The sequence below is a fragment of the Candidatus Doudnabacteria bacterium genome, from assembly GCA_037200925.1.
Lineage (GTDB): Bacteria > Patescibacteriota > Doudnabacteria > UBA920 > O2-02-FULL-48-8 > JBDTSL01.
On sequence record JBBCGO010000001.1, the window covers coordinates 760,018 to 783,605 of the forward strand.

Consider the following 23,588-nt stretch of genomic DNA (forward strand, 5'->3'; position numbering starts at 1 on the left):
ACCCCTTTTTTAGGATTGGAAAGGTCTTTTTTGTTTAAATGGACCTTTTGTTTCCGCGGATTTCATCAAAATTATTGATTATCGTGTCCAATTTGACGGAAAAAGTAATATTTATTATAATTCAGAAGCAATTGAGGATATCCTCAGGTTAAAACCCTCACACCCCCGGCCCCTCAACCCGAGGTGGGATAGGGGAATTATAAACTGAAGAGAAACAAACAATGCTATTTGGTAAATCAAAAAGTCAGTTGGGGGTGGATATCGGATCATCAAACATCAAGATTGTCCAATTAAGGCCAAAAGATAGCAAATTTATCCTGGAAACCTACGGTTTAGTGAATTTTTCTTACCAGATTGCGGCCAAGGACGGTAATAACGGGGTGACCCAAACCGCTCAATTGCTCAAAAATCTCATTACAAAGTCAAGAGTTACAACCAATCAGATAGTCGCTTCGCTTCCCAACAGCTCGGTCTTCACCTCTGTCATTGAGATGCCGAAAATTCCCGACAATGAGATGAAAACCGCCGTAGAATTTGAAGCCAAGAAATACGTCCCCCTGCCTTTGCAAGAAGTGGCCCTGTCCTGGAGTGTAATAGAGGATAAACGGGCAAGAAATGATCAAGACCTCAAGCCCGGCAATTCCAGACCTGAATTAAAGATCAAAGTTCTGTTAACAGCAGTGCCAACCACGGTAATAGATAATTATTTGAAAGTATTTGAGATGGCGGGATTAGAGCCCTTGGCCTTGGAAATCGAATCTCTGTCGCTTATAAGATCATTGGTAGGAGAGGATTTAAACATTAATCTTGTGATTGATATTGGAGCTAAAAGCACCAGCATTAATCTTGTGGAGAGCGGATATCTGCGGCTGTCGAAGAACTTAAATGTCGGCGGAGATACGGTAACGGGAAGCATTGCACAAAGTTTGTCAGTGAACTTTGCCCGCGCCGAGCAGTTCAAAAAGGATTTTGGGTTGTCGGGTTCAGCGCAGCAGATTCCTGCCGTCATGCGGCCGATCCTGGATATCATCAAAAGCGAAGCATCCCAATTGATCAGCCTGTTTGAAAGCCGGGGGGAGCGGATTGATAAAATTTTACTCTCAGGCGGCGGCTCGAAGCTCCCGAGTTTGAAAGAATATTTTTCCGGATTAGGCAAACCCGTAGTCTTGGCCGATCCTTGGAGCCAAGTGTTGTTCTCCCCAAGCCTTAGGCCGGTTATCGAACCTTTGGGATTAAATTTGGCGGTCGCGGTCGGATTGGCAATGCGACGCTCCGATAAATAAAAATGATTATTAATGAAATAAAAAATTACGAAGAAATTGAGTTGCGGCCCAGCCCTTTCACGCAAGAGCTGGACGAGAACAATTTTTTCGAGAGAAGTAATACGTCGACCATTGCATATTTTGTGCAAGCAAAATCGCAGAGGTTTGACCAATTACGACAATGGCTGAAATAAACCTGCTTCAAAACCGATTGAAAGACACCACTAATCTCGGCCAGCGCCAAAACAGATTAGTGATTACTGTTTTGTCAGCGATTTTAGTCGTTTTAGTCGGTATTACCGCGGTAATATTTTTCCTGAATAAATCTCTGGCTGACCAGACAATTACCGCCACAAGCACCAATCAGGATCTTACGAAACAACTAAATGATCAGCAAAGCAAACTCGGAAATGCCAAGTCATTCCAGGCGCAACTGGCGAATTTGCGCTTTCTGCTGAACGGCCATACATATGTATCGCCGTTGCTGGACGAATTATCAAGGGTAACTTATGCCAGATCACAGTTCATAAGTTTGGACGTGACACAGGTCGGTAAAATTCACCTTGAAGGCCGGGTTGATTCTTATACGGATCTCGGGAAATTGATCTTGGGCCTGTCCACTTCCCCCAAATTCAGTCAGATCAAACTGTTATCCGCAGTACCGTCCACCGGCAGCATTAACGGATATATCTTCTCCATCGATATGAACGTGACACCGGATATTTTTCTTAAAAAATAATTATGGCCCAAGTAACTTTTAAAACAATCATTTACATAGCCATATTGCTGATCCTCGCGTGTTTTGGCGTCGGGTATTTTCTTACAACACCGCAATGGAGCCAATATTCCATTGGGAAAGCCCAGCTGGCAAAAGTGCAAAGCGACAACGTGCAAATAACTTCCGACCTAGCCTCTGTTCAGAGCTTTTTGGACGATTATCAGACCTATCAAAAAGACGCTGATACGGTCAACCTGTCCCTCCCGATTAAATCATCAGACATGGCCAACTTTGCGGCCAGTCTCGGAGATCTGGCAAAATCATCCGGAGTAGTGCTCTCCAATATTGCCATACAAGAAACACCCACCACCGCGGCAACCACGGTTAATGCTATTCAGGTAATACCCGTGTCTCTTACTGCTTCCGGCACCTTTGCTTCGTTCAAGGACTTTATGATCAGGCTGGAAGACCATCTGCGGATAGTAGACGTAGGCCACGTGTCTTTGAAAACAGATGAAAATGGTTTAATCCAGTACCAAATGAATTTACAGACTTATTATCAGAAATAATATATGGATCCAAAACGCAAAAAACTTTATATTATTTTAATCATAGCATGCGTAGTTATCAGCATCGGGGTTTTTCTTTGGGGCAGAGGCGGCTCAACCCCCGCGACGCCGGAAGCTAATGCACCAAGCCCGCTTAACACAACCGGCAATGCCGCAGGCCTAGGCCCGGTGCTTAAACCTGACGGGACTTATTCGGCGCCGGCCGTATTTCCGGAAAGCACGAAGCTGGACACATCAGTTTTGAATTTAGGTACTTTTACGTTATTAAAAGTCTACCCGCCGGCGACGGTTAGTGCGGGCGAACTTGGACGCGATGACCCATTTAAGAATTATTAGGCGATGGCGAATAACAAAGTCATAAGCTCTCCGCAACAAAAGACCCTCAGTTTTGAAAATTTTTTGCTGGAAAAGGGCTTCATAACTAAAGATAATTTGATCAAAGCCCGGGCCGAATCAACTACAGCCCACCGGAACTTGTTCGATTATCTAGTCAGCGAGCGATATATTTCAGAAGAAGATCTGACAAAAGCCCGCGGTCTTTTTTTTAATGTGCCTTATGTTGACCTGCGGAACAAAACTATTCCGAAGGAAGTTATAGATATTACTTCCAAGGAAGCTGTATCCAATTACAAGTTCATGCCGTTTGAGCTGACAGATAATGTCCTTAAAGTAGCCTTGACCGATCCCACCAATCTTGCTGCGCTGGAAGCTTTGGAGTTTTTATCGCAAAAAAATAAATACAGAGTAGAACTTTATATCACCTCATACAATAGTTTTCAGACAGTTTTTCGGAAGTCCGGCAGTATCACGAAAGAAGTAACCCAGGCATTGGAGGAGGTGGTTAATAAAGAAAAGATCGACCAGCGCAAGCTTGAAAGCAAAGTTGTTTTTGATGAGGGTCAAAGAATTTTTGACGAGGCTCCTATTTCCAAGATCGTGGATGTTTTTATCCGCCACGCGATCGAGGCCCGTGCTTCCGATATCCACATTGAGCCTTCGGAAGAGGATCTGCGCGTCAGATATCGCGTTGACGGCGTGCTTCACAGTTCCCTGATCTTGCCGAAATCCGTACATGCGGCGATCTTGTCGCGTATCAAAATTTTATCCAATCTGAAGATCGACGAACAGCGCCTGCCCCAGGACGGCCGGTTCCATCTGAACCTGGAAGGCAAGCCTATCGACTTCCGTGTCTCAACTTTTCCGACTGTTGTGGGCGAAAAAGCGGTTTTGCGCATTCTGGATAAATCAGCCGGCGCGCCGACCCTGAGCGAACTGGGATTGACCGGCCGCAGGCTGGAGATCGTGGAGGAAGCTATTAGAAAGCCGCACGGCATGTTTCTGATGACCGGGCCCACTGGGAGCGGCAAATCAACTACGCTGTATTCCATTTTAAGCATATTAAATACGACAGCAGTCAATATTGTGACCCTGGAAGATCCGGTGGAATATTTTATTGATGGGGTCAACCAGGCTCAGATCCGTCCGGAGATCGGATTGACTTTTGCTTCGGGGCTTCGGTCCATTTTGCGCCAAGACCCGAATATTATAATGGTGGGGGAGATCCGCGACCGGGAAACGGCGGACCTGGCCGTCAACTCGGCTTTGACGGGACATTTGGTATTTTCCACTTTGCACACAAATAGCGCCGTAGGCGGCATTCCTCGCCTGATGGACATGGGTATAGAGCCGTTTTTATTGACCGACTCGCTGAACTTGATCGGAGCCCAGCGTCTGGTGCGAAAAATTTGCGATAAATGCAAAACAGCGGTAAAACCGACTGAAGAAATCGAGAAGATCATACGTGAGGGCATGGTCACAGTCGATAAGAAAGAATTGGAAGGTATTGATATGGAAAATATTAAGGTCTATATCGGACGCGGCTGTCCGGTTTGCGGCAATACCGGATACCGGGGCCGGATCGGCATTTATGAAATGCTGGCGATCTCAAGGCAAATTCAGATCATGATCGGTGACCGTCAGCCGGCTGCAAAAATTCAAGACTATGCCATCAAAGAGGAACATTTTATTTTAATGCAACAAAGCGGCATAATAAAAGCATTGCGCGGCATCACAACTGTTGAAGAAGTGGTGAGAGCGACCAAAGAATAAATATGTTTAACGTATTATTTGCCCATTCAGATCCAAAGATAGTTGACCTCTATCATCCCCGCCTGGCTGTTCATTTTTCCGTGGATTCGGCGCACGACGGCTTAACCGCCCTGCGCAAACTAAAACTTGCCAAGCCCGGATTAGTCGTTTCGGATTATGACCTTCCCTTGCTGTCAGGACTGGCATTGTTGAAGTTTTGCAGGCGGCAAAGCGCTTATGCTTCCATCCCGTTTATCTTCCTTGCCGACATTGCAAACGCCCAGCAGGCTCTAAGTTCCGGCGCCAATGATTGGCTTCAACTGTCTTCAGTCACTCCGGACCTGCTTATCGGCAGAATTTACGGGCAATTAAAGCTAAATCGATATGGTTTACAAATCAACAGAACTTGAAGTCAATACTTTATTGATGCTGGTGCTTCAAAGAGAAGCATCAGATCTGCATTTAATTGCCGGCAAGCCCCCGACACTTAGAATTGACAGCCAACTCGTGGAGCTGAAAGATTATGAGGTTTTATCCGGCAATGCGATTTCCGGCATCGTGGACGTTTTACTGGATACCGAGCAGAAAAAAAAAGAATTCCGCGACAACAAGGACTTGGATTTTTCTTTTTCTTTCAAAGACAATGTCCGGTTTCGGATCAACGTTTATTATCAGAAAGGTTATCCGGCCGCGGCCCTGCGCCTGATCTCGAACAAGATCAAAACGATCGAGGAATTGTACCTGCCGACCCAGCTTAAGGACCTGATCAATTACAAACAGGGTTTGGTCCTGATGGTCGGTCCTACCGGGCACGGAAAATCGACAACTCTGGCGGCTCTGATCGATCTGATCAACCATACCCGCGCGCAAAATATCGTGACCATTGAAGACCCGATCGAATTTGTTTATCTTCAGGACAAGTCGCTGGTCAACCAGCGCGAGGTCGGGTTTGATACGACTTCGTTTGGCCGCGCTCTTCGTGCAGTTTTGCGTGAAGATCCGGATGTGGTTTTGGTCGGAGAAATGCGCGATTTGGAATCCATCGCCACGACGATCACCGTGGCTGAAACGGGACATCTCGTGTTTGCGACACTGCACACCAATAACGCCGCCCAGACCATTGACCGCATCATCGATGTCTTTCCCGCGTATCAGCAAAATCAAATTCGGACGCAGCTGGCCAATATTTTGGTGGCTGTCATCTCCCAGCGATTGCTTCCAAAGATCGGCGGGGGACGGGTGCCGGCGGTGGAGATCATGATGAAGAATAACGCCGTATCCAACGTTATTCGGGAAAACAAGACCTACGAACTGCCGAACATTATCCATACCTCGGCCGCCGCAGGGATGGTTTCTTTAGACAACAGTTTGGCGCTGCTGGTGAGGAGTAACGTGGTCAGGCTGGAAGACATAGTCGCGTATGTGACGGATCAGGATTTATTTGAAGGATTATTAAGAAGATAATTTATGGAATTTGCATACCAAGCGCGGGATAATACAGGCAAGATGCGGACCGGCACGGTTCAAGCCGTCAATGAAACCAATGCATTGGAGATCCTCGGAGAGCACGGTCTGATCGTGATCAAAATGCTGCCGAGCAACAAGGTTGACATCTTTGAACGCGTGAAAATTTTTGACAGGGTCTCTTCGAAAGATATTGTGCTGTTTTCACGACAGCTGGCTACTTTGATCAGCGCTAAGGTTCCGATCGTGGAAGCGATAAAAATTTTGCAAAGCCAGGTAGCTTCCAAAAAATTGAAATCCGTTCTGGGCGAGATCGCTCAGCTTGTGGAATCCGGCGACAGCTTTTCCTCGGCCGTGGCCCGTTACCCGAAAATATTTTCAAAACTTTATGTGAACCTGATCCGGGCCGGCGAACTGTCGGGGACTATGGATGAATCCTTGTCGTTTTTGGCCAATCAATTGGAAAAGGACTATGACCTGCGGTCCAAGGTCATCGGTGCTTTGACTTACCCGGCATTCATTGTGGGAACCCTGGTCGTCGTCGGGTTTTTGATGTTTACTTACGTTCTGCCGCCGCTGGTCAGCGTTTTGCAGGCCTCATCCGTTGAATTACCGTTCACAACCAAGATTTTGATAGCGACCATGAATTTTGTCCAGCATTTCTGGTGGCTGGTCCTGGCAATCATCATCGGACTGATCGTTGGCTATCGGTTTTACAGTAAAACCCCGGGCGGACAATATTTTATCGATAATGTCAAAATCCACCTGCCGGTGTTCGGTTCCTTGTTCCAAAAAATCTATATGACCCGATTCGCCAGAAATTTATCAACACTGATTGCAGGCGGGATCCCAATCGTCAGGGCGCTAGAATCGGTTGCCGATATAGTGGGGAACGAAGTCTATAAAGAGATCATATTGGAGGCGGCTGAACAGGTCCGCAACGGCAAAAGCATTGCTTCCGCCCTAACCTCCAGGCCCGAATTCCCGGCGATTGTGGCGCAAATGACGCAAATCGGCGAGACTACCGGCCGTTTGCAGGAAATTTTGGACAAATTGGCGATATTTTATGAGAAGGAGATGGAGGTAGTTTTGAACACCTTAACGACCCTGCTTGAGCCTATTATAATGCTGGTCCTGGGCGTGGCGGTGGCGGTCATGGTTGCAGGAATTTTACTTCCGATATATAGTTTAGCTGGAGCTGCTTAAGACAGGTATGAGACAAAAATTAACAGGAAGCAATAATACATAAGAGGTAGTTAGGGAATTGAACAAATTCTTCATTTTCCTTTTTGCCTCTGATGTAATTTGTGGTTTCCTTCTTAAATGGAAGGGGGTGAAATTATGAGAAACATGTTTAATCGAAAAAATAAGGGTTTTACTTTGATCGAATTATTGGTGGTTATCGCTATTATCGGCATTTTGGCTTCTATCGTGCTGGTTTCTCTGAACTCTGCTCGTCAAAAATCACGTGACGCCAGACGTCTCGCAGACATCAGACAGGTTATGACCGCTTTGGAAATATTCTACAACGATAATAACCGTTATCCGTTGCCGCTAACTGCGTCAACCACAGGCCCTACACCAGCGGACGGCTCCCCAGCTTGGAGCACTTACGTTGCTATTTGGCCGACAACGCCGACGCCTAACGACGGTGCATGTACAGCCCCGCAAAACTTGTACACCTATACGCAAGGCCCAGGCGGCACTGCCTACAAAATCGCCTTTTGTTTAGGTGCTCTTACAGGGGGATACCCCGGAGGTGTACCGCTGTATGCTTCGGGCGCAGGTATCAGCACTACGGCTCCATTCTAGCCTGAAGTATAAGAGTTGAGCGTACTTTCTTCCCTCACTTTCTTCTATGAGATTTCTCAAATTAGAAAGTGGGGGATCAAGTGCATTTAAATCACCTAACTTGTAACATGTATCATGGAACAAAAAAAACAAAACCGAAAAAAATTGATTCATGTTCCATATTCCATGAACTAGGCTTTATCAGCATTGAATCGCTGATTTTAATTATTATGATTGGTTTGCTCATATTGACCGGTTTGACGGCTTATTTTTTTGCCGTTGGCCAAGCCCGCGACAAACAGAGAATGTCGGATATTGCCGCCATCCAAACTGCATTGCAGATTTATTATAAAGAAAATGGTTTTTATCCGACCGGCCAAAGCATTGCTCAGCCTATGGGAATGACCGGTTACCTCGATAACTGGCCCACACCTCCGCAGCCTTCCGGCTTATGCACAAAAACGCAGAACCAATACCTTTATTCTCAAAAAGCCAACGGAGAAGACTTTAACCTGAGTTTCTGTCTGGGCCAAAAAACTGACGTTTTGTCCGCCGGGCCGCACACATTAGCTTCAAAAGGTATCCAATAGTTCTGAACAAAAACTATGAAAAATTTATCTTCAAAATTGAAAAGGGCCGAGGGATTTACTCTGATTGAACTTCTGGTGGTCGTATCGATCATCGGGCTTTTGGCTTCTATCATAGTAGTTGCGCTTAGCAACGTACGGCTCAAATCCCGCGATGCCAGGCGTCTGGCGGATATGCAACAGATCAAAACAGGCTTAGATATTTACTACAATTTAGGCTCAGGCTATCCGGATCCCGCCGATTGGAACGCGGCGCAGGCCGTACAAGGACAGCTTTCCTGTTCCGGGTCTCCAACTTTGACAGTTCCTCAGGATCCTCTGCATAATGGCACTCCGGCCTACGCGTATACTTACTCACAGGGAGGGAATATTTCTACGGGGTGTGGGGGAAACGTCTCCGCTGATTATGAAATTCAGTTTCAAACCGAGGGCGCTACTGACCTCGGTCCAGCAGGTACTTATTGGCTTTCCGGTTCCGCCGGAATAACTACTTCAGCTCCGTTTTAATTGACTGGAAAGTGAATTTAGAATAAATCCCGATGCTTGAGCAACGGGGTTTGTCATATTATGACGCTACTATTTATTTTTATTTTCGGATTGATTGTCGGCAGTTTTTTGAATGTTGTGATTTTTCGGCTTGCTTCCGGCGAATCTTTTTTATTTGCCCGTTCTCATTGCCGCAGCTGTAAAAAGGAACTGCAGGCCAAGGATTTGATCCCAGTGTTTAGTTTTTTATATTTGCGCGGCCGATGCCGGTATTGCGCCGCTGCAATTTCCAGGCAATATCCGGTTGTTGAACTGGCCACAGGGTTAATTTTTGTTTTGTTCGCCTTAAAGTTTCAAATGGTTTTCAGTTGGGTTTTTGCACTAAATATAATTTTCGCCTGTTTTCTGCTGGTGATAGCAGTGTATGATTTTAACCATTATCTGATCCTGGATAAGGTTTTGCTGCCGGGTTTGGTCCTGGTTCTTCTTTATAACATTCTTCAAGGCTGGCCGGTCTTTTGGGCAGGCTTGCTTTCCGGGGCAGGGTTTGCAGGATTTTTTCTTGCGCAGTACCTGATCTCGCGGGGTAAATGGATCGGATTAGGCGATGTAAAATTAGGTTTCGTTTTGGGGAACCTGGCCGGCTGGCCAATGAGTATTTTAGTTTTGATCTTAGCTTATGGGTCAGGCGCAGTTGTGGGAATAGCCTTGATCCTAATGGGACGCAAAAAATTCGGCTCTAAGTTGCCCTTTGGGATATTTTTGAGCTTGTCTGCTATAATAGTAATGCTGGCAGGGAACCCGATCATGACCTGGTATCTTAGATTGATCGGACTATAAAGCTTTTTGCAATATGAAACTTAAATACATAAAAAAGAATAAGCCTACAGACCACAGGTTACACGCTACAAGTTATGGCTTCACCCTGATTGAGCTGATGGTGGTGCTTTTTATAACCACAATGATCGCAGGGATCAGTGTGGCTAATTTCCGGGCTGCTGAAAAACAGAAACAAGCGGTGATAGCCGGCGATACGGTAGTTAATGCCATAAGAAACGCCCAGAATTTTACCCTCACGGGTAAAAATACGAATAACACGGATGCAACTTGCCGTGTGCCGCAGTATTACTATATTACTTTTAATTATTCGGGCGCCATTGTTTTATCCGCTGTCCACAACAACAACAGCGCGGGCACATGCAGTTCGGCTCCTGATACTATTGAAACTTATCCTTTGCCGATCAATACCAGGATCAAAGCAAGCGGCCTGGTATTGGACGGAGCCATTGCCAGTTCTTCTATATCATTTATGTTCATGCCGCCGTTTGGCGTCCTGACTGCAGGTAAGGATATCGGAACGATCAATGCCACTACTACTGCTGCTTTTACCACGGCGACGATAAGCGTGGAAACATTAGAAGGGTCGGCCAGCAAGACCGTAACTATTGATGGAATAGCGGGCAAGATTCAGTAAAATAAATGTCAGCTTACTTAAAAAAATTTATTGAATATGCAGGCAAGTACGGATGGGTAATCAGCATCATATTGAGTGTTGCTGCTTTGGGATTCAGCGTATACAATTTACGTGTTTTGAAAATCAAGATTACTCAGCAAAATTCGCAGGCAGCAGCTGCGCCAGCTCCAGGAGGGGTGGCGGGGATATCAGTTGATAAGTTATTGGCGGGCATGAGCGGCAGCGAGCCTGTGCTCGGAGATAAAAACGCGCCGGTCACTATGTATGAGTTTGCCGATTTCCAATGTCCTTTCTGCAAAAGATTTTTTGACAGCAGCCTGCCTGAGCTGAAGCAGAAATATGTTGATACCGGTAAGGTCAAGGTTATTTTCGTCAATGTGGCATTTTTAGGACAGGAATCCAAAGACGCGGCTGAAGCCGCCAAGTGCGCCTCTGACCAGGGTCAATTTTGGCCCTATCATGACAGTTTGTATGACAACCAAAGCGGCGAAAACCAGGGAACTTTCAGTGCCGCCAAACTCCAAAGCCTGGCGAAGAACCTGCACCTTAACTTAAATGATTTTAACCAGTGCACCGCCAGCCACAAATATCAAAAAGCCGTGAGCGATGAAACTGACCTGGCAAACCAAAACGGCGTTTCCAGCACGCCCACTTTTTTAATTAACGGCCAGCAAATCATCGGAGCCCAGCCGACAGCAACATTTGAACAAAAGCTTGATGATCTTTTAAAAAATTAATGTCCCAATCCGTAAGCCTAACTGTTGCATTTTTAGGCGGAGTACTGACATTGCTCCCTGCTTGCGGGCCGGCTCTATTGCCGGCATTTTTTGGTTTTGTGTTCACTGAAAAACAAAAATTGGTTCTGGCCACGGTGTTTTTCGGTCTGGGGTTTGCCTTAGTTTTTTTTCCTTTCAGCTATGGGTTTAATTTTTTGGTCCATTTGTTGATTTATTCGCGGGAGGTTTTATTTGGCATCATAGGCTGGCTGCTCGTAATTTTCGGTCTATTGTCGCTGTTTAATTTTTATTTGCCTTTATACTCAGGCGGAATCAGGCCTGTTCACAAGTTTTGGCAAACTTTTTTTTTGGGCATTATTTTTGGCCTGACAAGCAGCACTTGCACGGCTCCCATTTACGGGGCGATTTTGTCGTTGAATAGCTTGAGCTCAGGCTTTGTGCAAGTCAACCTGCTGCTCTTAAGCTTTATGGCCGGCATGATCATTCCGCTTTTGATCCTGGCAGGTCTTGTCGAACATTATGGATTGTTAAATTTAAGCATCTTTCAAAAACCTGTTCTGAGAATAAATGTGGGCCATCGCATTTTTTCATTCTTTCTCGGCAATCTGCTGGCAGCGCTGGTTTTTATCCCTCTGGGATTTGCTTTTATCGTCTCAAAAGGCGGCGCACCATTCCTGTCCTTTGCCCAGTCAACGGGAATTTTGATAAAGTTTGAAACTTTGAACGAATCCCTGATCACTTACAATGCGGCCCATCCCCATCTTGATTACTGGGTTTTGGGCTTATTGCTGGCATTTTGCCTGTTGCTGTGGTTAAATACATACAGGAATAAAGAGTGATGCGAATAAATTTTAATTTGCCTGCGGCGGTTTTGATTATTTTTTTATTTGCCGCGGGGATTGGTATCGCTTTGCTTAGCTCTAAATCCATCCGGCAGCAAGCGGTTTCACTCGGCCTGCCGCCGATTGATCAGTTTCGGAACCTAAATTACCAAGATCAGCTGGATTTGATCAAGAGGGCTGCGGAAGCAGATCCGGTTAAGACATGGACTTATGTGAAATCGGCGTTTTTGATCAATGGCCAGCAGGCAGAGAATGCTCATGAGTTCGCTCATTTGGTCGGGAACGGGATGTACAGCAAGTATGGGCTTGATGGCATCACCAATTGCGATGAAACTTTTGGATTCGGCTGTTTCCACGGCGTCTCACAAGAACTGCTGGAACAAAAAGGCGTGTCCGTGGTCAAAGAAATCCAAAGCCGTTGCATTCAAATTTTCCCGCCTGATAAAACTCAGAATTATAACGGTTGTATCCATGGCATGGGGCACGGACTTCTGACCTGGGAACATTTCCAGGTCGGGAAAGCTCTGCTTGATTGTGATAATCTTGACCAACTTTACCAAAATTATTGTTATGACGGAGTGTTCATGGAACATGCATCGGATCTGGCCCAAAATGAATTTGATCCGGCGCATTCCTGGCAGTTTTGCTCGGCGCTTGCTGACAAATACCATTATAATTGCGCGCGGTATCAATCCCAGGTTTTTTTAACCCGGTTCGGCATCGATATTCCGAAGATCGGAGCTTATTGCGCGCAAGCGCCTGACGAAATATCCAGCTCCACGTGTTCCGAAAGTCTGGGTTATTATATTACTGACATGAATCTGGGTAAATTGCCGCAGATCTTACGATCTTGCAGTCAGATAAAGGGCGACGGTTCGTATCATTGCATCATTGGCGCTTCCCGGGAAGTCGCATTCCAAACTTATGTCGGATGGCAAGAAACGGCGGAAGCTTTGTGCGAAAGCCTGCCTGCTAATTGGAAAAATCAGTGCCCTACAACCAGCCAATCTCTTGCTCCAATGTAATTTTATGATCGAATTTCGGCAAAAATTGAAAAAACCTAACTTTGTTTATTTCTGGGGGTTCTTAGCCGTTGTCTTCCTTGTCCTAGGATCGATCTTGTTTTTTGCGTCCAGGCTTATTATCAGGAGAAACGGACCGCTTCCGGTTTCGACAGCCGATGAGATCATTCAGATCAAAGATACCACGATTCTTACCGAACAAGTTGCATGGTACAAAAAATTGATCGAAAGGGTAGGCCCGTCCGAAGCTCAGGACGATCTGGTTAATTCCGGGCTGCCGTTTACCGGGCAAACCCATTTACTCAATCATACAGTGGGTGATTATCTGTACGAGAAGTTCGGGGTTACAGGGCTTTCGCAATGCAAAGAATATTTTCTGGCCTCCTGCTATCACGGATTTATACTGGACGCGATCGCCACGGGCGGCATTCCGGAAGTGGCGAAGGTCATGAATGCCTGCAGGACTGAGGGTGTCAGCACCGTTTTTCCGCAATGCTCCCACGCCGTGGGACATGGATTTCTCGCATTTGTCGGTTATAAAAATTTAACCCAATCACTGACCATGTGCGATGACATGGTTAAAAGCGTTCCCGATTTTCCGACCTTTAACTGCCAGGACGGCGTGTTTATGGAAAATATCTGGGCTCTGCACGACGGATCTGTTTCTGCCGATCGCTGGGTCAAACCTTCAGATCCGGTTTATCCCTGTGACGATTCCAGGATCGGCCAGAAATATTTGCTGGCCTGCTGGTCGAACCAGCCGTCGCTGATGTACCAGCAGTTTAGCGGCGATCTGAAAAAAGTGGCTGGCCAGTGCGGTATCTTGCAGCAAACCGACTTGCGGCAGATGTGTTACAACGGGCTTGCCAGGCAGATCCATCCGATCGCCGCCGGGAATCTGGATCAGACCTTTGACCTTTGCGGTTTGCTCGGGCGGACTTGGACCGATTACTGCATTCTGGTCAATGACACGGCTTCTTTTTCAGTCGGGGACAGGTCATTGCCGTTTGCGATCTGCGCCCGGATTGACGCTGCCAGCAAGGACAGCTGTTATCAACAACTGCTAGGCATGATCAATGCCTATGCCAAAAGCTCCTCTGAACAGACTGATTGGTGCAATAAGATCGACAGTCCGACATGGAAAGACCAGTGTCAGGCGCAGCAAAGACAATAAAATATCTTTCTCCTTGACAGATTTACTTTTATGTTGTTTAATTTTATGAAATTGCTTGAGTTTTGAATATAACTGATAATAAGTGTTATAATATAAAATATAAACAAACCATTATGAGAAACAGAAATAAAAACTATAGGCAAAGCGGGCAAACCCTTATCGAAACCATCGTAGCGATTTTCATTTTGACCACAGCGCTAACCGCGGGGCTGGGGCTGGCAATATATGCTTTTTCCAGCGCAACTACGTCACAAAACGAAATTGTTGCCTCTAATTTGGCCCGCGAAGGTGTTGAAATCGTGCGGATGATGCGCGATTCCAACTGGCTGGCAGCTGATGCCAAGGATCCTACGAGTGTACAGGGCTGGGGATTGCAGTCATGTGCTGACCTCATTGGCGGCAGGCTTTGCTACCCCAAAGTCTATCAGGCTGTTCCCGGATACAATACCTATAATCTTACTTCCGGTAATCAGCGGGCGATTTTTGCCCCTAACCCTACGACTTCCACCTGGTCGTTAGATGCTACGGCTAATTATGATCTGTATCTGCAGGCCGACGGCACTTATTCCTCCACAGCCAACGGTCAGGCCGTTTTTGCCCGCATGATTAACATCAGATTTAATCCTCCGGACGCTGGCACTCCTTCGGTCCCCGCTAATACTTATACTTTTCAGAATCCGGAGATGATCGTAAAATCCGTTGTGGCATGGCGGGGAAAAAGCTGCCCGTCCTTTAGTTCCAATCAAGATCTTTTGGCATTATCTTCGTCCTGCAAGGTCGTGGTCGAGGAGCATATGACCAATTGGAAGGACTATAGGTAGAAATGCCAAATAACAAATTCCAAATACCGAATAAAATCTCAAATTTTAAAATTGGGAAGTCTCAATCGGCGTTCACGCTGATTGAGACGGTAGTCGCCACGGCTGTGTTCGCTTTTGTCGTGACTTCAATTCTGGGTGTATATATATCAACCATCCAGCTGGACCGCAAAAGCCGGGCGCAGAGAGCCGTGGCCCAGGACGCCCGGTTCATCATGGAGTTCTTAGCCAAAGAGGTCCGCAACGGGACCATCAATTACCCAAGTTACGCATCAAGCACGGTTTCCGGCACCAGTGACTTATATATCCAGAACCAGGCCAACGTAGTTGAGCACTTTTTTTTGAGCGGAACGAACATGCTCATAAACAAAGGCGGGGCCAACGCTAATATGAATTCCAGCGGCACAAAGGTTACCAATCTGCTGTTTTATATCCAGCCCACAACCGATCCCTATACACCGGCCAAGAGCGCTAACGATCAGCCTCATGTGACAGTGGTCCTGGATCTGCAGTCAAACTACGGAACTGCGGCCAAAGACACCGTGACCATGAGCCTGCAGGACTCGTTTGCTATCAGTCGGTATACAAGCAGGAGATGATCGCAAAATCTTTTGGCATTATCTTTGTCCCGTAAACAAACCCGCAGCCTGAAAGCGCTATGAATCTAAAACCTATAACCCGTAACCTGAGATCTGATTCAGGCTTTACCCTGATCGAAGCGGTAGTCGCCACGGCTGTGTTCGCTTTTGTCGTGACTTCAATTCTGGGTGTATATATATCAACCATCCAGCTGGACCGCAAAAGCCGGGCGCAGAGAGCCGTGGCCCAGGACGCCCGGTTCATCATGGAGTTCTTAGCCAAAGAGGTCCGCAACGGGACCATCAATTACCCAAGTTACGCATCAAGCACGGTTTCCGGCACCAGTGACTTATATATCCAGAACCAGGCCAACGTAGTTGAGCACTTTTTTTTGAGCGGAACGAACATGCTCATAAACAAAGGCGGGGCCAACGCTAATATGAATTCCAGCGGCACAAAGGTTACCAATCTGCTGTTTTATATCCAGCCCACAACCGATCCCTATACACCGGCCAAGAGCGCTAACGATCAGCCTCATGTGACAGTGGTCCTGGATCTGCAGTCAAACTACGGAACTGCGGCCAAAGACACCGTGACCATGAGCCTGCAGGACTCGTTTGCTACAAGGCAATATCCGCTCCGGGTGTTTGGCGCAGGTTATACCACTCCTCTCTATACCACCCCTACTTACCCGACTCCGGCTTCAGGATTCGCCACCGGCGGCGCTGTCAGTACCAGTGGTTCAAATACTGTCCGTACTTTTAGTACAAGCGACACACTTACGGTTTTCAGCGCAGGGACGATTCAATACCTGATAGTTGCCGGCGGCGGCGGCGGCGGACAAGCTGACGGCGCCGGTGGTGGTGCCGGAGGAGTGATTACAGGACAGATGTCAATTGCGGCGGGTACCTACCCTATAATTGTGGGCGGCGGGGGCACAGGTGCCACAGGCAGTTGTCTAATTTCTGGAGACACTGGTAGCTCAGGGTCAAACTCGAGTTTTCATGGTCTCACTGCTATCGCCGGCGGCGGCGGCGGCAGTTATGGTACCAGCGGTCTCAATGGCGGCTCAGGCGGCGGGGGCGGCGCAGGCAATGGTGCTGCCACTGCCGGGCTTGGAACACCTAACCAAGGACATGACGGCATGAACTCAAACAATCCTCCTTTTGGCGGCGGCGGCGGCGGTGCTACGGCGGTTGGTGGTGGTTGGACTGCTGCAGCCGGCATCGGTGGCGCTGGAATACCTTCCGATATCACCGGCGCGACTGTTTACTACGGCGGCGGCGGCGGTGGTGGTGCTAATAGTGCCAACGGATCTGGCGGTACCGGAGGAGTTGGCGGCGGCGGCACTGGCGGTACCGGCGGCGGCGGCGGCAATGGCATCAACGGTACAGGCGGCGGCGGCGGAGGAGGAGGCCGCATCAATACCGTTCCTAATCCTACCTGCAGCGGCGGCGGCACTGGCGGCAATGGCGTTGTACTCATTCGCTATCTGACAAATCCCGATATTACTCCTCCGGTTGTCACAGCTTTTGATGTTCAGCCAAAATTTACTTCAGGCGCGGTTACCGCAACTTTCACAACCACTGACTCTGGAGGCTCGCATCTGAAGGATGCTGAGCTTTGGCGGGCCACTGCCCGATCCAACTGCACGACTACAGATGACTCCGGCTGTAATGATTGGGCTGCTGTGGAAAGCGAAGTCGCCGTGAGCGACGTTGTATGGACAAGTTTGGTAAATACGACTGCTACCGGAAATACTCTGACAAAAACCGGCGGAGCGGTCGGTACCAATGATGCGGGAGCCGTTTCGACTCGGACCATCGACTCCGGTGACGGTTATGTGGAATTCACTTACAACGGCAGCGGTTTTGGCGGCTTTGTGGATGGGGGATTAAGCAATGGAAATACTGACCAGAGTGTTGCCGATATAGATTTTGGAATAAAGCTGCAGCAAAGTAATTTTTTCTATGCTGAGGAAAATGGAGTGCCTAAAGGCTCTGCCGGCTCTTATGTTGTCGGGGATGTATTCAGAATCGCAGTTGTAGGAGGCGTAGTCCAATATTCGAGGAACGGGACGGTATTTTATACCAGCGTTCAATCGCCGACTTACCCCTTGTTATTTGATACATCCATAAAAGAACTTAATAGTTCAATCGCTAATGCCAAGATAGCCTCAACAGTCTCAGATTCCTGGACCGGAAATCTTACCGATACTCCTCCGGCCAATATTGCCGAAGTTTACGGACTGCGTGTCCATGACAATGCGGGAAACACAGGATTCCAGCAGACGAAGATAATGGTCGGCGAAGTTACCCCGCCTGTCGTCACAGCGTTTGACGTTCAGCCCAGAACTACTTCAGGTTCAGTTACCGCCACATTTACGGCCACTGATTCCGGAGGCTCGCATCTGAAGAATGCCGAGCTTTGGCGCGCTACTGCCCGAACCAACTGCACGATTTCGGATAATTCCGGCTGCAATGATTGGGCTGTTGCGGCAAACACAACCATTCCCGCCAATAATGTTGTATGGACAAGCGCGGTAAATGCGACTGCGACAGGAAACACTCTGACAAAAACCGGCGGAACGGATGGAACCTATGACGCAGGAGCTGTTTCGACCCAGACCATCGGCACTGATGGCGGTTATGTGGAATTCACTTACGCGAGCGGTACCGGCTTGATGGCCGGCGGATTAAGCAATGGAAATACTGATCAGAGTGATGCCGATATAGATTTTGGAATAAAGCTGCAACAAAGTAGTTTTTTCTATGTTTATGAAAAAGGAGTACAAAAAGGCAGTACAGGCACTTATGCTGTCGGGGATGTATTCAGAATCGCAGTTGTAGGAGGCGTAGTCCAATATTCAAGGAACGGGACGGTATTTTATACCAGCGTTCAATCGCCGACTTACCCCTTGTTATTTGATACATCCATAGGCGGCAGTAATAATTCAATCTCTAATGCCAAGATTTATTATCCCTCCTTAGATTCCTGGTCGGGTACCATGACTGATACTCCTCCCACCGATACCTCATACATCTATGGCGTGCACGTTTATGACTATTCGGGAAACTTTGGACTGGAACCTGCCAAGATCTTTGTGAGCTCAACCTCATACGGTGTCACAACTTCCGGTTTTTATACCGTATATACGTTTACGATAAGCGGCACGTTTACGGTTGCATCTCCGCAAAGTGTCCAAGTTCTGGTGGTGGGCGGAGGCGGAGGCGGCAGCGGCAGTGCTAGCGGTGGCGGTGGCGGAGGAGGAGGAGCCGGCGGTTATAATTACAATGCGAATTATAGTGTGACTCCAGGTTCATACTCTGTCACAGTAGGTGCCGGAGGTGCTGGAGGCGTTGCCAATGTCCGTGCCAATGCACCAAATGGTTCTAATTCAAGTTTCGGAACCATCACCTCTATCGGTGGTGGTGGCGGCAATGGTTGGACTGATCCGAAAGCTTCTAATGGCGGTTCGGGTGGCGGAGCGGAATGGGGTGATACAGTCGGATTAGGCACAGCCGGCCAGGGGAACAATGGCGGTCTTGCCTCTACTACTGCTCCTGCCTCCGGCGGCGGAGGCGGCGGAGGCGCAGGTGCGGTTGGAGGAGCCGGCTCTAGCACAAATGGCGGAAATGGGGGAATTGGTCTTGCAAATTCCATCACCGGTACGTCTGTCTACTATGCCGGCGGCGGCGGCGGCGGCTCAACCAATGCTGCAGGATCTGCAAGCGCCGGCGGCCTTGGCGGCGGCGGCGTCGGAGGAAAAGTTTCTGCCGGGTCGCCCGGAACTGCCGGCACAGGCGGAGGCGGCGGTTCAGGCTCGAATGGGCTTGCCGGCGGCGCAGGAGGCAGCGGTATTGTGATCATCAGTTTTCTTACAACCCCGGATACGACGCTTCCTGTAGTATCTGCTTTTGACGTACAACCCAGGACAGCATCAAGTTCTGTTACTGCCACATTCACTGCCACTGATAGCGGAGGCTCGCATCTGCAGAAAGCAAATCTAATGAGAGCGGTTTACGACGCTTCCACTTGTACAACCACGGTCAATACCGGTTGTGTATGGTCTGTTGCATCAACTATCACCGCTCCAGCGGCTGCAGATACTTGGAACGCCGGATCATCACCGCCGGCAATGTTTTCTGAAATTCCTCCGGCCGCATCTTATATCTATGGCATTCAAGTCTATGACAATGCGGGAAACTTTGGTCTTGAGCCTGCAAAGATCAAAGTTGATGCATTCGGATTATCAGCCTCCGGCGGTACCATTACAACCTCAGGCGGAGTTACGACTGCGACATTCACAACCAGCGGTACATTTACGGTTAGCGGTTCCGGGACAATTGATTATCTTGTGGTCGGCGGCGGCGGAGCCGGTGGTGCGGGCGGCGGTGTTGGCGGCGGCGGCGGCGGAGCCGGTGGCGTGTTCAGCGGTTCCATGGCCGTTACTGCTCAAGCCTACCCTATAACAATTGGTGCCGGCGGTGCCGGAGGAGGAGCGGCCGTAGGCCCCAAGGGCTCCAATACAGTATTTGGAGCTATCACAGCTCTCGGCGGCGGCGGCGGCGGTAATTATTGTAATAATGCTACAAATGGCGCTTCAGGCGGAGGCGGCTCTTATAACTGTACTGCTGGAACGGGTACGGCAGGTCAAGGGCATGATGGCGGAGCGGGTAGTACTGACTCGCCATACGGCGGCGGCGGCGGCGGCGGGGTTAGCGGCAGTGGCGGAGCCGGCAGCAATACAAACGGCGGTGCCGGCGGAGCCGGTATTGCAAGTTCTATCACGGGTTCGCCTGTCTTCTATGGCGGCGGCGGCGGGGGCAGTATCTCAAGCGGTCCTCCTGGTCCTGGCGGCTCAGGCGGCGGGGGAGCTGGCGGAAGCGGCGCTAGTAACGGAACAAATGCGACCCCCAACACGGGCGGCGGCGGCGGTTCAGGCAGCGGTGCCGGCGGCAGCGGCGTAGTTATTATTCGTTATATTTCACCTGTAGTGGAGGGCATTGCCCCGGTCGTTTCAGCTTTCGATGTGCAGCCGAGAAGCGGTTCAAATTTAGCTACTGCAACGTTCACAGCCACTGATGCCGGAGGCTCGCATCTACAGAAAGCTGACCTCTGGAGAGCTCCTTATGATGCCAGTGTTTGCAATCCTGCGGGCAGTACTGCCGGATGTAATTTCGGTGCATCTCCGGTAGATTCAGTCAATGCTCCGCCCGCCTCGGATGGCCCATGGAACGGCACCTTGCATGATTATGCCGTCGGGTCTTTGGTCTATGGCCTCCATGTATATGACAATTCAGGCAATACCGGATTTGAGCCCGCAAAGATCAAAGTTGACGGTCATGCGGCATTCGCCACAGGCGGCACTATTACAACTTCTGGTATTTATGCGATCCATACTTTTACCTCAAGCGGTACATTCACGGTTATTGGATCGTCCCCCGCATCAGTTGATTATCTTGTGATCGGCGGCGGCGGAGCGGGCGGTGGTGCCGGCAATCCGGGCGGCGGCGGCGGTGGTGCCGGCGGCATGCGTAACGGTTCGCTGGCAGTTAGCCCTCAATCCTACACAGTAACAATCGGCGGAGGAGGTGCGAGCGTCGGCGCGAATGGTTCTAATTCTGTATTTGGATCTATCACTGCTCTCGGTGGCGGTGGCGGTGGCACTTATGGTTCTGCTGCTGCAAGTGGCGGGTCGGGTGGTGGCGGCTCTTATACCTATTCCGTTGGAAATGGTACGTCCGGTCAGGGTAACAATGGCGGATCAGGTACTACTAATTCTCCTTACGGAGCCGGCGGCGGCGGCGGCGCGGGTGCTGTTGGAGGAGCCGGCAGCGCTTCTGTTGGCGGAACCGGCGGAGCCGGTGCTTCGAGTACCATTTCCGGCGCAACTGTCTTCTATGCCGGCGGCGGCGGAGGTAATGTCTCAAGCGGTACTTCGGGTCCTGGCGGCGCCGGCGGCGGCGGAGCGGGCGGCCTCGGCGGCGCCGGAACAAATGGGACCGCCAATACAGGAGGAGGCGGCGGCGGCGGCAGCGGTTCCGGCGGCAGCGGCATTGTTATTATTCGTTATCTTATACCGGTTCTAGAAGCCACTCCTCCGGTCGTTTCAGCCTTTGATGTGCAGCCGAGAAATGGTTCAAACGCAGTTACCGCAACTTTCACAGCCACTGATGCCGGAGGATCGCATCTTCTGAAAGCTGACCTCTGGAAAGCTGTCTATGATGTCAGCAACTGCAATCCTGCGGGCAGCACTGCCGGCTGTAACTTCGGAGCAACTCCGGTAAACTCAGTCAATGCTCCGGCTGGCTCGGATGGCCCATGGAGCAGCTCTATGCTTGATAATGCCGCGGGGTCTGTGGTCTATGGCCTGCATGTTTATGACAATTCTGGCAATACCGGATTTGAGCCGGCAAAGATCAGAGTTGATGCCCCGGCAGCATTCGCCACAGGTGGCACTATTACAAGTTCTGGCTTCAATGAGATCCATACCTTTACGTCGAGTGGGACTTTCACGCCCAGCGGTTCCGGGTCGATTCAATATCTGATAGTCGGCGGCGGAGGCGCAGGAGGCAGCGGCAGCGGCGGCACGGGCGGCGGCGGCGGAGGCGGGGGAGGAGTGCAAACCGGCACGCTGGCAGTTACTGCTCAACCCTACACTGTAACAATCGGCGGCGGCGGGGCAGGAGGTGCCAGCTCTGGAGCGAACGGTTCTAATTCAGTATTTGCATCTATCACTGCTACCGGCGGCGGCGGCGGCGCTACTTATGGAGTTGCTCCCGGAAACGGCGGTTCCGGCGGCGGCGGCGATTATAACGGAGTTGCGGGAACCGGTACCTCGGGTCAGGGTAACAATGGCGGATTGGGTTCCACTACTTCTACTTACGGCGGCGGTGGTGGTGGAGGAGGTGGTACTGCTGGAGGAGCCGGCAGTGCTACTGTTGGCGGAACCGGCGGCGCGGGTTTTTCGAGTTCCATTTCCGGCTCAGCTATCTTCTATGCCGGCGGCGGTGGAGGAGGCATTGTAAGCGGCACTCCCGGTCTTGGCGGAGGCGGCGGAGGAGGCGCGGGCGGAGCCGCTGGAAACGGTACCAGCGCTACACCCAACACCGGCGGCGGAGGAGGCGCGGGCGGAAGCTCATCAGGACTTGGAGCTGCCGGCGGTTCCGGAATTGTTATTATCCGGTATAATCCTAGTCCTAGTGCATTTTTGCTGACCTCAGGCTCCTCTTGGACGGTTCCTGCTGGAGTTACAAGTATACAAACATGGGCAATCGGCGGCGGCGGTGGGGCAGGAGGAGCCGGACCCGCAGATGCCTCAACTGGTAGCGGTGGTGGAGCGGGAGGAGTAGCCTATAGTGCTTTTACTGTATCTCCTGGGGCGACTGTTTCTTATAGTTTGGGCAGCGCAGGTACAGGGGGTTCCGGCTGCGCCGGCGGTTCGACCGGTACGGCCGGCGGAAATACTACTGTGACAGTAGGCGGAGTAACCATCACCGGAAATGGCGGCGGGGCGGGCGGCTGCAATACGGGAGTCGGCGGTACGGGTGGAAGTTTCAGCCCTAGCGGTGCAGCTGGCGCAGCCGGTCAAGGTGTAACTGGCGAAGGAGGGGGAGGATACGGCGGCGCAATAGGCGGCGGCATTGGTACCGCAGGAGGCAATGCCGGAAGTACAGGCGGTCAAGCTGTGGATGTTTCGGGCTCGAATGCGGTAATATCTGCGGCAGGATTCAGTACTTCGTCTCCTGGTGTTGGAGGCGGCACTGCTAGTACCCCTGCAAACGCGGTGAATGGAACGAGCGCAACGGGAGTAGGCGCGGGCGGGGGAGGAGCAGGTTGGTATGGGGGAACCGGAGGAAACGGTCTGTATGGAGGAGGCGGAGCAGGCGCTGCGGGATATCAAACTAGTACGACGGGCGGAGCGGGCGGAGCCGGAGCAGTTCTTATAACATTCCCTTAATCTTGTTCCGGATA

General features: G+C 49.9%; 20 protein-coding genes. All 20 read left to right on the plus strand.

Annotated features, from left to right (window positions below; translation table 11 throughout):
- The first annotated feature begins 254 nt into the window (after window positions 1-254).
- Window positions 255-1,283 (plus strand): type IV pilus assembly protein PilM, encoded by a 1,029-nt coding sequence (gene pilM / locus WDN47_04395; protein ID MEJ0021784.1) that lies wholly within the window; start codon window positions 255-257, stop codon window positions 1,281-1,283.
- Window positions 1,284-1,443: 160 nt separating this feature from the next.
- A complete protein-coding gene (locus WDN47_04400; protein MEJ0021785.1) occupies window positions 1,444-2,001 on the plus strand; it encodes a PilN domain-containing protein in 558 nt (185 codons plus the stop codon).
- Between the two features lie 2 nt (window positions 2,002-2,003).
- A complete protein-coding gene (gene pilO, locus WDN47_04405) occupies window positions 2,004-2,549 on the plus strand; it encodes a type 4a pilus biogenesis protein PilO (GenBank protein MEJ0021786.1) in 546 nt (181 codons plus the stop codon).
- Between the two features lie 3 nt (window positions 2,550-2,552).
- Window positions 2,553-2,885: a hypothetical protein gene (locus WDN47_04410; protein ID MEJ0021787.1), complete on the plus strand. Its 333-nt coding sequence runs from the start codon at window positions 2,553-2,555 to the stop codon at window positions 2,883-2,885.
- Window positions 2,886-2,888: 3 nt separating this feature from the next.
- A complete protein-coding gene (locus WDN47_04415; GenBank protein ID MEJ0021788.1) occupies window positions 2,889-4,658 on the plus strand; it encodes a GspE/PulE family protein in 1,770 nt (589 codons plus the stop codon).
- Window positions 4,659-4,660: 2 nt separating this feature from the next.
- Window positions 4,661-5,047, plus strand: coding sequence for a response regulator (locus tag WDN47_04420; protein MEJ0021789.1), 387 nt, complete (start codon window positions 4,661-4,663; stop codon window positions 5,045-5,047).
- Window positions 5,022-6,101 carry a PilT/PilU family type 4a pilus ATPase gene (locus WDN47_04425; protein ID MEJ0021790.1) on the plus strand — a complete coding sequence of 360 codons (1,080 nt, stop codon included), beginning with the start codon at window positions 5,022-5,024 and terminating at the stop codon, window positions 6,099-6,101. The genes WDN47_04420 and WDN47_04425 overlap by 26 nt, the downstream gene beginning before the upstream one ends.
- A 3-nt stretch (window positions 6,102-6,104) precedes the next feature.
- Window positions 6,105-7,307: a type II secretion system F family protein gene (locus tag WDN47_04430; protein MEJ0021791.1), complete on the plus strand. Its 1,203-nt coding sequence runs from the start codon at window positions 6,105-6,107 to the stop codon at window positions 7,305-7,307.
- Window positions 7,308-7,451: 144 nt separating this feature from the next.
- On the plus strand, window positions 7,452-7,913 hold the full coding sequence (locus WDN47_04435) for a prepilin-type N-terminal cleavage/methylation domain-containing protein (protein ID MEJ0021792.1): 462 nt from the start codon (window positions 7,452-7,454) through the stop codon (window positions 7,911-7,913).
- A 209-nt stretch (window positions 7,914-8,122) separates the two neighbouring features.
- Window positions 8,123-8,482 (plus strand): hypothetical protein, encoded by a 360-nt coding sequence (locus WDN47_04440; protein ID MEJ0021793.1) that lies wholly within the window; start codon window positions 8,123-8,125, stop codon window positions 8,480-8,482.
- 15 nt (window positions 8,483-8,497) lie between these two features.
- Window positions 8,498-8,986, plus strand: a complete 489-nt coding sequence (locus WDN47_04445; GenBank protein ID MEJ0021794.1) for a type II secretion system protein — start codon at window positions 8,498-8,500, stop codon at window positions 8,984-8,986.
- 60 nt (window positions 8,987-9,046) lie between these two features.
- A complete protein-coding gene (locus WDN47_04450; GenBank protein ID MEJ0021795.1) occupies window positions 9,047-9,805 on the plus strand; it encodes a prepilin peptidase in 759 nt (252 codons plus the stop codon).
- 13 nt (window positions 9,806-9,818) lie between these two features.
- Complete coding sequence (locus WDN47_04455; protein ID MEJ0021796.1) at window positions 9,819-10,439, plus strand: type II secretion system protein; 621 nt, start codon at window positions 9,819-9,821, stop codon at window positions 10,437-10,439.
- A 5-nt stretch (window positions 10,440-10,444) separates the two neighbouring features.
- A complete protein-coding gene (locus tag WDN47_04460; protein MEJ0021797.1) occupies window positions 10,445-11,176 on the plus strand; it encodes a DsbA family protein in 732 nt (243 codons plus the stop codon).
- Window positions 11,176-12,015, plus strand: a complete 840-nt coding sequence (locus tag WDN47_04465; protein MEJ0021798.1) for a cytochrome c biogenesis protein CcdA — start codon at window positions 11,176-11,178, stop codon at window positions 12,013-12,015. The genes WDN47_04460 and WDN47_04465 overlap by 1 nt, the downstream gene beginning before the upstream one ends.
- On the plus strand, window positions 12,015-13,043 hold the full coding sequence (locus tag WDN47_04470) for a hypothetical protein (GenBank protein MEJ0021799.1): 1,029 nt from the start codon (window positions 12,015-12,017) through the stop codon (window positions 13,041-13,043). The genes WDN47_04465 and WDN47_04470 overlap by 1 nt, the downstream gene beginning before the upstream one ends.
- 4 nt (window positions 13,044-13,047) lie before the next feature.
- A complete protein-coding gene (locus WDN47_04475; protein ID MEJ0021800.1) occupies window positions 13,048-14,214 on the plus strand; it encodes a hypothetical protein in 1,167 nt (388 codons plus the stop codon).
- A 113-nt stretch (window positions 14,215-14,327) separates the two neighbouring features.
- Window positions 14,328-15,035 (plus strand): prepilin-type N-terminal cleavage/methylation domain-containing protein, encoded by a 708-nt coding sequence (locus tag WDN47_04480; GenBank protein ID MEJ0021801.1) that lies wholly within the window; start codon window positions 14,328-14,330, stop codon window positions 15,033-15,035.
- Between the two features lie 2 nt (window positions 15,036-15,037).
- Window positions 15,038-15,631 (plus strand): type II secretion system protein, encoded by a 594-nt coding sequence (locus WDN47_04485; GenBank protein MEJ0021802.1) that lies wholly within the window; start codon window positions 15,038-15,040, stop codon window positions 15,629-15,631.
- A 59-nt stretch (window positions 15,632-15,690) separates the two neighbouring features.
- Complete coding sequence (locus WDN47_04490; protein ID MEJ0021803.1) at window positions 15,691-23,574, plus strand: type II secretion system protein; 7,884 nt, start codon at window positions 15,691-15,693, stop codon at window positions 23,572-23,574.
- The last annotated feature ends 14 nt before the right edge of the window (window positions 23,575-23,588 follow it).

What these genes read in the sequence shown, in the direction of transcription:
- WDN47_04400 (MEJ0021785.1), top strand. Translation starts at nt 1,444, where the DNA reads ATGGCTGAAATAAACCTGCTTCAAAACCGATTGAAAGACACCACTAAT.
- pilO (MEJ0021786.1), top strand. Translation starts at nt 2,004, where the DNA reads ATGGCCCAAGTAACTTTTAAAACAATCATTTACATAGCCATATTGCTG.
- WDN47_04410 (MEJ0021787.1), top strand. Translation starts at nt 2,553, where the DNA reads ATGGATCCAAAACGCAAAAAACTTTATATTATTTTAATCATAGCATGC.
- WDN47_04415 (MEJ0021788.1), top strand. Translation starts at nt 2,889, where the DNA reads ATGGCGAATAACAAAGTCATAAGCTCTCCGCAACAAAAGACCCTCAGT.
- WDN47_04420 (MEJ0021789.1), top strand. Translation starts at nt 4,661, where the DNA reads ATGTTTAACGTATTATTTGCCCATTCAGATCCAAAGATAGTTGACCTC.
- WDN47_04425 (MEJ0021790.1), top strand. Translation starts at nt 5,022, where the DNA reads ATGGTTTACAAATCAACAGAACTTGAAGTCAATACTTTATTGATGCTG.
- WDN47_04430 (MEJ0021791.1), top strand. Translation starts at nt 6,105, where the DNA reads ATGGAATTTGCATACCAAGCGCGGGATAATACAGGCAAGATGCGGACC.
- WDN47_04435 (MEJ0021792.1), top strand. Translation starts at nt 7,452, where the DNA reads ATGTTTAATCGAAAAAATAAGGGTTTTACTTTGATCGAATTATTGGTG.
- WDN47_04440 (MEJ0021793.1), top strand. Translation starts at nt 8,123, where the DNA reads ATGATTGGTTTGCTCATATTGACCGGTTTGACGGCTTATTTTTTTGCC.
- WDN47_04445 (MEJ0021794.1), top strand. Translation starts at nt 8,498, where the DNA reads ATGAAAAATTTATCTTCAAAATTGAAAAGGGCCGAGGGATTTACTCTG.
- WDN47_04450 (MEJ0021795.1), top strand. Translation starts at nt 9,047, where the DNA reads ATGACGCTACTATTTATTTTTATTTTCGGATTGATTGTCGGCAGTTTT.
- WDN47_04455 (MEJ0021796.1), top strand. Translation starts at nt 9,819, where the DNA reads ATGAAACTTAAATACATAAAAAAGAATAAGCCTACAGACCACAGGTTA.
- WDN47_04460 (MEJ0021797.1), top strand. Translation starts at nt 10,445, where the DNA reads ATGTCAGCTTACTTAAAAAAATTTATTGAATATGCAGGCAAGTACGGA.
- WDN47_04465 (MEJ0021798.1), top strand. Translation starts at nt 11,176, where the DNA reads ATGTCCCAATCCGTAAGCCTAACTGTTGCATTTTTAGGCGGAGTACTG.
- WDN47_04470 (MEJ0021799.1), top strand. Translation starts at nt 12,015, where the DNA reads ATGCGAATAAATTTTAATTTGCCTGCGGCGGTTTTGATTATTTTTTTA.
- WDN47_04475 (MEJ0021800.1), top strand. Translation starts at nt 13,048, where the DNA reads ATGATCGAATTTCGGCAAAAATTGAAAAAACCTAACTTTGTTTATTTC.
- WDN47_04480 (MEJ0021801.1), top strand. Translation starts at nt 14,328, where the DNA reads ATGAGAAACAGAAATAAAAACTATAGGCAAAGCGGGCAAACCCTTATC.
- WDN47_04485 (MEJ0021802.1), top strand. Translation starts at nt 15,038, where the DNA reads ATGCCAAATAACAAATTCCAAATACCGAATAAAATCTCAAATTTTAAA.
- WDN47_04490 (MEJ0021803.1), top strand. Translation starts at nt 15,691, where the DNA reads ATGAATCTAAAACCTATAACCCGTAACCTGAGATCTGATTCAGGCTTT.